We start from the raw sequence: 8,284 nt of genomic DNA, 5'->3' as shown, positions 1-8,284 counted from the left end.
TCCATCAAAATCTGATGAGCCGATTCTTCTTTAACCCCTGGAGCTGGCTGTCGTTGGATATAGGTGCCATCAGGCTGTAAATCCCAAGCTTGACGGTTATCTGCTAACATAATTGCCAGGATTTCTTCCAAATCTTTGGTAATTTCTGGGTCTTCCACTGGTGTCACTGCTTCTACCCGTCGATCCAAATTACGACGCATCCAGTCCGCACTGCCAATATAGACTTCGTCTTGACCCTGATTTTGGAAGTAAAAAATCCGTGAGTGTTCTAAAAAACGACCCACGACACTCACCACACGGATATTTTCACTGACTCCTTTAAGACCAGGACGCAGACCACAAATTCCCCGCACAATCAAGTCAATTTTTACACCAGCTTGTGAGGCGTTGTAGAGGGCGGCAATAATCTTGGGGTCTAGTAGGGAATTCATTTTGGCAACAATACGACCTGTTGCCCCGTTGCGGCAATGTTCAATCTCCCGCTGAATCATTGCGATCATGCGATCGCGTAAACTAAATGGTGCGACCAACAACTTTCGATAAGACTTTTGCCGTGAGTAACCGGTCAAAGAATTAAACAAATCTGTCAAATCTGCCCCTAAGTCATCACGGCAACTCAATAGTCCTAAATCAGTATATAGTTTGGCAGTCTTAGAATTATAATTCCCCGTCCCAATGTGAACATACCGACGAATTTTATCTGCCTCCCGACGCACCACCAGCACAATTTTAGTGTGAGTTTTTAAACCCACCAAACCATAGATCACATGAACTCCAGCCTGTTCTAACTTCCTTGCCCAAACAATATTATTTTCTTCATCAAAACGAGCCTTTAGTTCTATGAGCACCGACACTTGCTGACCATTTTCTGCTGCTCTAATCAAGGCATCGATAATTGGTGAGTCACCAGATGTGCGATATAAGGTCATTTTGATGGCTAGAACATCTGGATCTTGAGCGGCCTGGGTAATAAAGCGCTCTACCGTTGCGCTAAAGGAATGATAAGGATGGTGTACCAGCAAATCCCTACTGCGAATCACGCTGAAGATATCTTCCACATTCTCTTCCCCGATAGGAAAGCGCAGGCGTCGGGGCACCACTGGTTCCCACACAGGGTTTTTCAATTCTGGCCGTGGCAATGCCATCAACGACATCAAGTCACCCAGTGCCAACAGACCGTCGAATTCATAGACATCGGTTTCTTCCAGTTCCAGCTCTCGCATCAGGGTTTTCCTGACTAACTTGGAGGTGGTCACAGGAATTTCCATGCGCACGGCAGAACGTCCAAACCGTCGTTTCCGTAGTTCCTCTTCAATCGCTATCAGCAGGTCATCTGCCTCGTACTCCTCTACTGTCAAATCAGCATTGCGGGTAATGCGGAAGGGATGACACTCCTGAATCTTCATCCCTGGAAACAGAGACTCCAAATTATGGGCAATGATTTGTTCGAGAGGAACACCAGTCCAACTAGTCGTTTTTCCATTCTGTTGTTGCTGCAATTTTTCCGGGAGGGGAACAAAGCGCTTTAAGACTCTAGGAACTTTCACCCGAGCAAACAATTCTGCTCCCGTTTCCGGGTCTTTGACCACTACCGCCAGATTCAGGCTGAGATTGGACATGTAAGGAAAAGGATGGCTGGGGTCTACAGCCAGGGGAGTCAGAACTGGAAAAATTTGCTCGGAATAGTAGTTTTCCAGGTAATTCCGCTGTTTCTGGTTCAAGTCCACGTAGTCCAGAATGTAAATCCCTGCTTTGGCTAGCAGGGGTCGCAGTTCCTGCTCACAGTGTTGATGCTGTTGAGTTACCATCGGTAACAGCCGCACTCTGATCGCATCGAGTTGTTCACTAGGTGTCCGACCATCGGGTGTCCGTTTACTAACTTGTGCTAGCACCTGTTGTTTTAAACCAGCCACCCGCACCATAAAGAATTCATCCAGGTTAGAGCTAAAGATGGCCATGAACTTCAGACGCTCTAACAGAGGCGTTCGGGGGTCCGTTGCTTCATGTAATACTCGGTTATTGAACTCCAACCAGCTCAGTTCTCGATTGAAGTAATAGTCAGTGTCACTCAGATTAAGCTCAATAGTGAGCTGTTGAGATTCAGACGTATTCTTTTTAACTTCAAATATTGTCTGTTTAAATTCAGAATTATTCTTTTTAACTTCAAATATTGTCTTTTGAGATTCAGATGTATTATTTTTGAATTCAAATGTCGTCTGTTCAGATTCAGACTTATTCTTTTTAGCTTTACCCATGATCCTCAGAGTTAACCCACCTGATCAGGCTGTTTTGTCCCAGCGATAGAATAGTCATCCAGATTCTATCGTTAAACGAACCTCAAGGATTGAACACTTCGTCTTCTCTACCTACCCACCATTGACCTAAATTCATCAAATCCTGGTGAATATCTTCTAGTTCTCTGATATAAGCTTCCGATGATAGGGTGGCGCGGCGCTCCTGAAGTTTCTTCAGACGCAGTTGCACCAGTAACCAGGGTTTGGAGATGCCGTCAGTAGCTTCTATATATTGCGCTAACTCTTTACTATTCATGAATTTAAGTTTAAGTTTGTCTAATTTTATAATTAAGGTAACACAAAATATTAATAAATGTAAATTTATTTTTATTTCGGATTGTTATTTGGTATAATTAAATGCTTTTACAACTCAGTGAAGTCAGTGCGTCCGCAAAACCCTCGCGCTAAATTAATTAGTTGCGGTTTAAATTAGTGCGATGTTCCTTTGGAGCCGCTACGCTAACGCTAAACTCGATGAGATCCCCTCATCTCCCGACTCCCGATTCCCGATTCCCGATTCCCCACTCCCCACTCCCTATCTTCAAATCCACTATCGATTTAGGACACAAATTGCTATAACTTACTATGGGTAGGGGGGGGATGGAATAGATTGGGCTAACTAAGTTAGTTAACTAACTTGGTCTAGTCGGTTGTCAAAAACCCTGATTAGCCATTGGCTATCCTGGGCTATTCCTCTCTTACCGATATTTACCACGTGCTCTGACCACAAGCGAACTCTAAAAAATATGTTGAAAAAAGTTATTGCCCAGCTCAAAGACTGGTTCCCTGCTCCAGAAGTCCATGCCCACTGCGATGGACCTTGCGGGGTGTATGACCCAGCTGCTGCACGTATCACCGCTGAGGCAGTACTCTCCATGACCAAGAAGATCCTTGATCTTGAGCCACCTGCGAGTAATGATCCAACGGCAGTAGTTGCTTACCAAAATACCCTATCCCGGTTCATTGCTATTAAGGAAGAGCAGGCTCAGAAGACCAAAGAGGAAATACTGATCCTGTGGACAGACTATTTCAAGCCAGTACACTTGGAGCAGTTCCCAGACCTACACGATACCTTCTGGAAAGCCGCAAAGTTATGCTCTGCCTGCAAGGTGGAAGTTAGCCTTGAGCACGCCAATGAGCTACTTGAGGCAGTAGAGACTATCCACAAGATTTTCTGGGCAACCAAGAATCGCGATATCGTCTGGTATAAGGCTAGCTAAACCTCAGAATGGTGAATTAAGAATGTAGAATGCAGAATGCAGAATGCAGAATGTGGGATGTAGAAGGCAGAGTGTAGAAGGCAGAGTGTAGAAGGCAGAGTAGTGTAGAAGGCAGAGTGTAGAATTCTTAATTCTTAATTCTTAATTCTACATTCTTAATTCTACATTCTTAATTCTACATTCTTAATTCTACATTCTTAATTCTACATTCTTAATTCTACATTCTTAATTCTTAATTCTTAATTCTACATTCTTAATTCTACATTCTTAATTCTACATTCTTAATTCTACATTCTTAATTCTACATTCTTAATTCAAATGCTTTCTATCAAAAACAGTATTCCTGAGCTACTACTTTGGATATTGCGAAAACGGTTACGTTTCAGAGTTACAGGAGTATCCATGACTCCCCTGTTCAAACCAGGAGAGGAAATCTTAATTGATCCAAGAGCTTATCAGCACATTCCGCCCAAGATTGGTGACATTGTTGTGGCTAGACACCCTTACCAAAACCACTTGCGATTAGTGAAACGGGTAACTTTGGTGCTCGAAGATGGACGTTGTTTCCTTAAAGGAGACAACCGATTAGAAAGTACCGATAGCCGCTCGTTTGGTTTAGTGGATTCTCAACAAATTATTGGTAAAGTAACCAGTCGTTTTTTTTAATCGTTTTCTGTAACATCTTAAAGTTATCCCTTGGAATGCCTTTTTGGTTTTACCCACGCTACTCGCCCAAGAATTAATAAGCCAATCGCTGAAGGAGAACCGACGAACAGATGAAGCGCCTGCTCTCCGGTAATAATCAGAGCCATACCAAAACCAACGGCAATCAGATTTGCGAATAATGGGAATAGAAAAACTCGCCAGTCCCTCATAACTACGTACCAGTTATATACAAAAATGATCGAAGGAACTAATTGCACCAACTGCATTAATCCTTTGCCCTCTTGCACACCATAAAGTAGGGGTACAGCAACCATGCTGGCAACCAATATCACATCCAGAAAGCGGGATTTTTTCAGTCCCAGGGCAATCAAGCACATGCCAGCAGTAATGAAGGTATAGAATAACCGATTGAGATCAGAAATTTGGCTCACATAAACCCAGTCATCCCCGATGTGTTCAGCCATTTCGTAGGAGTTAGCGATCGCAAAACAAGCATAGCCACAGTAGATCAGTGGTAGCGATCGCAGCTTGACTACAGAGGTATAGAATTCACTCCGATAAGAAAAAATCCAGATGTTAACCGCAGCAACCAGATAAACCAATAGATGGGCGGCAATTATTGCCAATTTCAACAGCGTGGGCATTGATTAGAATAATGTGATATTGTCTCTAGGAGCATAACTATCATAGTAATAATTCAGCTATCAGCAGTCAGCTATCAGCAGTCAGCAGTCAGCTAATTCGCTAGGCCCACGCTACTGAAGGTGTTTATGGAAGTAAAGTCCCAGCGCTGGTGGGGTGAATAATCCGGTAGTAAAGTTCTAAAACTTCACGCTATTGTGAGATAACCCATTAAGCTAATCGGCGATAAAGTTCTGAATTTTTATCCAAAACGTATGCTGTAGCATCATGAAAAGACAGTTCTGACTGAGTTAAATATTGCTCAACACTCATCAACACTAACTCTTCTATCGAAACATTCAGGTTAGCTGCAATGTCTTGGAGTTGTTGCAAACGCTCATCCGGTATCGTAATCTGGATAGAACTCATAGCTATTAAAGCTTAATCGGGTATCACAATTATACCATTTATGAACGGGTAGGTAACATTGTCTTCCACACAGCTACCGTACACCCGGTCACCCTTTTTGCAGTTTTCGTACTTAATTTCCTGACTTCACAAATTGCAGTTCATAGAGATAAGCATACCTTCCACCTTGAGCAATTAATTCCGTATGGGTTCCAGTTTCCACAATCTCACCTTTTTCCAGAACTACAATTAAATCAACATCAGCAATAGTAGACAATCGATGAGCAATCACTAAGCTAGTGCGTCCTTTAAAAAGCTGTTTAATAGACTCTTGAATCAGTTGTTCTGATTCAGAATCTAGAGCAGAGGTGGCTTCATCTAAAATAACAATTTGGGGATTTTTGAGCAAAACTCGGGCGATCGCAATCCGTTGTCGCTGTCCTCCTGATAGTTTCACACCCTGCTCACCAATAATGGATTGATAACCATCAGGGAAACCGATAATAAAATCATGGGCATTGGCAGCTTTTGCTGCTGCTTCAATTTCCTGATCTGTGGCATCTAGCTTACCGTAAGCTATGTTTTCTTTTACTGTGCCGTAGAGCAGTAAGGTTTCTTGGGGCACGATGCCAATATGCGATCGCAAGGAACTTAAACTAATATCTTGTAGATCATGTCCATCAAGTAATACTCGTCCCTTTTGGGGATCGTAAAACCGAGCGGCTATTTTAGCAATGGTACTTTTTCCTGCACCAGAAGAACCGACTAAAGCCACTGACATGCCCGGTTGAATGTCTAAATTGAAGTTTCTGATCACTGACTGATTGTTGTGATAAGCAAACTCCATCCCTTCAAATTTGAGATTGCCCTGTATCGAAGTCAAGTTAATCGCATTTTCCTTCTCTTTAACCTCTATTTTGGTATCTAAAATCTGAAAAATTCTTTTGGCTGATACTCCTGATCTTTGGATAATATTGACTAATCCATTAAACCGATTAATAGGTTTATTTAAAAGAGTGACATAGGTTAACAGGGCTGCTAATTCCCCAATAGTCAGATGGCTAACCATCACTCCCCAAGCACCGAAAACTAATGTCAGTAAATTTCCGAGTTCATTAAGAGTATTAATAATCGGTACGAATATAGACCAAAACCGAGTTGCCTTAAGATTTTCTTCCCGATAGTTACGACTAAATTCAGTAAATCGGTTAATTTCATACTGCTCGTTACCAAAAGACTTAATAATTTTGATATTCGAGATAGTATCTTGTAAGTGATTACTAATTAAGTCAGCTTGATCGTTAACCGATTGATAGATTTTTTGTAGTCTTTTCTGAGAAAATTGTAAAATATAAATGATTAAAGGCCAGGTAAGGGCAATCATGATTGCCAGCAGCCAGTTACTGACAAGGATATAAATGAAAACGACAATAAACGCAAAACTATCGATTAATATAGCAATTAAATTAGCAGACAGTAATTCCCCGACTATCTCCACATCCCTTGCCAACCGTGACATTAATTCGCCGGTGCGTTGGCCTTCAAAAAAACTAATGGATAGACCTTGAATATGTTGATATAAATCTAGGCGAATGCTCTCAATGGTTTTTTGTCCGAATACTTTGACTGCATAGAGTTGAAAAAAGAGCAAACCACCAGCTGCTAAGGTCATAGATAGGATAATTACTCCTACCCAAGGCAGCATATTAAATTGTTTTTCGGGAATCACTACATCTATAACATAGCGATTAACTTGGGGAATAAAGAAGTTGATAAATGAAGCAAAGATAGTTAATGCGATCGCGAATAAAAATGGTGCTTTATGCTGCCAACCATAGTCAAATAGACGCCGGTATAAATGCGTCTCTAGTTCTTCCGGTACTTTCTCTATTTCATTATCTGTATTCTTATCTGTATCTTTATCTTGAACATTATCAAGCTTTTCTTCTGATTTTTCTAGATTATTATCTAATTCTTCTTGTAACTTTTCTGCTTCATCATTAGTAACTTGAGGGATTTGATCAGCTTTCATTATGACCCATGGGTGAGGAGAATTTCAGCAATAGCTTGAGAAATGGGAAAATGGGGTGAAAACGTCTCCAACCAGAAAAATTCCCCAACCGGGTTAACTTCTAGGAATACATACCGACCATCAGGGGTAAGAATAATATCAATGGCTCCATAGTTTAAACCAAAATAAGCCATCAGTTGGAGCAACTTTTTCTCAATATCTTCGGGTAAATCATAGGCTTGCCAAGACTTAACTAACGCTCGGCCTTCCTTGCGCCAGTCGAAAGTAGAGCCTTCTAAGCTCTGGGAATCCACCGCAGCAGTAAATATACGGTGTCCCACGATCGTGGTTCGTAATTCTAGAGCCTTGGGCACTTTTTCCTGAAAGGTCATCGGACAGAAACGCAGTCCTTCGAGATGCTCTAAATCCTCCGCTGTGACTGGGTTTGTGAAAACAACCTGTTCTTGCCCTTGCTCCCCATAGATAGCAAAGGAAGATAGCATTTTGGTAATGATACCCTGGTCTTGACATTCAGAAGCAAATTGCTTCACTGCCTCTGGATTGTTGGTACTCAGGGTACGGGGCGTAATCAAGCCCACCTCTCGTGCCACTTGGAGCTGTAGTTGCTTATTGTTAGCGACATCAACATTAGACATTTTGTCGAAGTGGAATGCCTTGATGCTGGCAATCATACCCCTAACCGTGACGCGACATTCCTTAATTGCAGCGTTTAGATACTGCTTATCCATGGTGTCGGGAATTTTTTTCCCATAGCGCATCCGTCGATACCAAACCGAAGAGACTTCACTCAAATCTAGCTTCTGTTCCCCATCCGTAATAGTTACTCCCTGAGAATTGCCCTCGTAAATATCTAGCTGCACTTCGGTAGGATATCTATCGGTATCAAAACGAAATGCTTTTCCTCCTTGAGCTTCAATCGCTTTGATAACTAGAGGAATACTCTCGTTGTCTTGGCTAAATGTAATGATTAATACTGTCATGTCTAGGGATGTGTTCGATGTTCGGTGTTAATGCTTTTTAAGGCAAAAGGCAAAAGGCAAAAG

Annotated in this window: 9 protein-coding genes; 3 read left to right on the top strand and 6 right to left on the bottom strand. The window is 41.9% G+C overall.

Annotated features, from left to right (window positions below; genetic code table 11):
* Together F6K38_RS31010 and F6K38_RS31005 are read right to left on the bottom strand one after the other, a co-directional pair.
* On the bottom strand, positions 1–2,255 hold a 2,255-nt coding region (locus F6K38_RS31010), incomplete at its 3' end, for an RNA degradosome polyphosphate kinase (RefSeq protein ID WP_287358902.1).
* Positions 2,256–2,337: 82 nt separating this feature from the next.
* A complete protein-coding gene (locus F6K38_RS31005) occupies positions 2,338–2,550 on the bottom strand; it encodes a hypothetical protein (protein WP_008181887.1) in 213 nt (70 codons plus the stop codon).
* Between the two features lie 181 nt (positions 2,551–2,731).
* Here F6K38_RS31005 and F6K38_RS31000 point away from each other — a divergent pair, with 181 nt between their 5' ends.
* The 3 genes from F6K38_RS31000 (at position 2,732) to sodX (ending at position 4,180) form a co-directional block, all read left to right on the top strand.
* A complete protein-coding gene (locus F6K38_RS31000; RefSeq protein ID WP_154659736.1) occupies positions 2,732–2,887 on the top strand; it encodes a hypothetical protein in 156 nt (51 codons plus the stop codon).
* A 153-nt stretch (positions 2,888–3,040) separates the two neighbouring features.
* On the top strand, positions 3,041–3,514 hold the full coding sequence (gene sodN, locus F6K38_RS30995; RefSeq protein ID WP_008181886.1) for a superoxide dismutase, Ni: 474 nt from the start codon (positions 3,041–3,043) through the stop codon (positions 3,512–3,514).
* Positions 3,515–3,832: 318 nt separating this feature from the next.
* The gene (sodX, locus tag F6K38_RS30990; protein WP_287251840.1) at positions 3,833–4,180 is read left to right on the top strand and encodes a nickel-type superoxide dismutase maturation protease; all 348 of its coding nucleotides are present in this window, start codon (positions 3,833–3,835) and stop codon (positions 4,178–4,180) included.
* 23 nt (positions 4,181–4,203) lie between these two features.
* Here sodX and F6K38_RS30985 read toward each other — a convergent pair whose 3' ends face one another.
* The 4 genes from F6K38_RS30985 to F6K38_RS30970 all read right to left on the bottom strand — a co-directional run bounded on the left by F6K38_RS30985 (position 4,204) and on the right by F6K38_RS30970 (position 8,221).
* A complete protein-coding gene (locus tag F6K38_RS30985) occupies positions 4,204–4,824 on the bottom strand; it encodes a hypothetical protein (RefSeq protein ID WP_008181881.1) in 621 nt (206 codons plus the stop codon).
* Positions 4,825–5,032: 208 nt separating this feature from the next.
* Positions 5,033–5,230, bottom strand: a complete 198-nt coding sequence (locus F6K38_RS30980; protein ID WP_008181880.1) for a hypothetical protein — start codon at positions 5,228–5,230, stop codon at positions 5,033–5,035.
* A gap of 112 nt (positions 5,231–5,342) precedes the next feature.
* Positions 5,343–7,241 (bottom strand): ABC transporter ATP-binding protein, encoded by a 1,899-nt coding sequence (locus F6K38_RS30975; protein ID WP_008181879.1) that lies wholly within the window; start codon positions 7,239–7,241, stop codon positions 5,343–5,345.
* Complete coding sequence (locus F6K38_RS30970) at positions 7,241–8,221, bottom strand: MvdD family ATP-grasp ribosomal peptide maturase (RefSeq protein WP_008181878.1); 981 nt, start codon at positions 8,219–8,221, stop codon at positions 7,241–7,243. Before F6K38_RS30970 ends, F6K38_RS30975 begins: the two co-directional genes overlap by 1 nt.
* Between the last annotated feature and the right edge of the window lie 63 nt (positions 8,222–8,284).

This window comes from Moorena sp. SIO3B2, assembly GCF_010692525.1.
In the GTDB taxonomy this organism is placed as follows: Bacteria; Cyanobacteriota; Cyanobacteriia; order Cyanobacteriales; family Coleofasciculaceae; genus Moorena; species Moorena producens.
This window is presented reverse-complemented; position numbering and strand designations above follow the sequence as displayed.

Excerpts from the sequence above, each read along its gene's own strand:
- F6K38_RS30975 (WP_008181879.1), bottom strand. The coding sequence starts at position 7,241 with ATGAAAGCTGATCAAATCCCTCAAGTTACTAATGATGAAGCAGAAAAG.
- F6K38_RS30985 (WP_008181881.1), bottom strand. The coding sequence starts at position 4,824 with ATGCCCACGCTGTTGAAATTGGCAATAATTGCCGCCCATCTATTGGTT.
- F6K38_RS30980 (WP_008181880.1), bottom strand. The coding sequence starts at position 5,230 with ATGAGTTCTATCCAGATTACGATACCGGATGAGCGTTTGCAACAACTC.
- F6K38_RS30970 (WP_008181878.1), bottom strand. The coding sequence starts at position 8,221 with ATGACAGTATTAATCATTACATTTAGCCAAGACAACGAGAGTATTCCT.
- sodX (WP_287251840.1), top strand. The coding sequence starts at position 3,833 with ATGCTTTCTATCAAAAACAGTATTCCTGAGCTACTACTTTGGATATTG.
- F6K38_RS31000 (WP_154659736.1), top strand. The coding sequence starts at position 2,732 with ATGTTCCTTTGGAGCCGCTACGCTAACGCTAAACTCGATGAGATCCCC.
- F6K38_RS31005 (WP_008181887.1), bottom strand. The coding sequence starts at position 2,550 with ATGAATAGTAAAGAGTTAGCGCAATATATAGAAGCTACTGACGGCATC.
- sodN (WP_008181886.1), top strand. The coding sequence starts at position 3,041 with ATGTTGAAAAAAGTTATTGCCCAGCTCAAAGACTGGTTCCCTGCTCCA.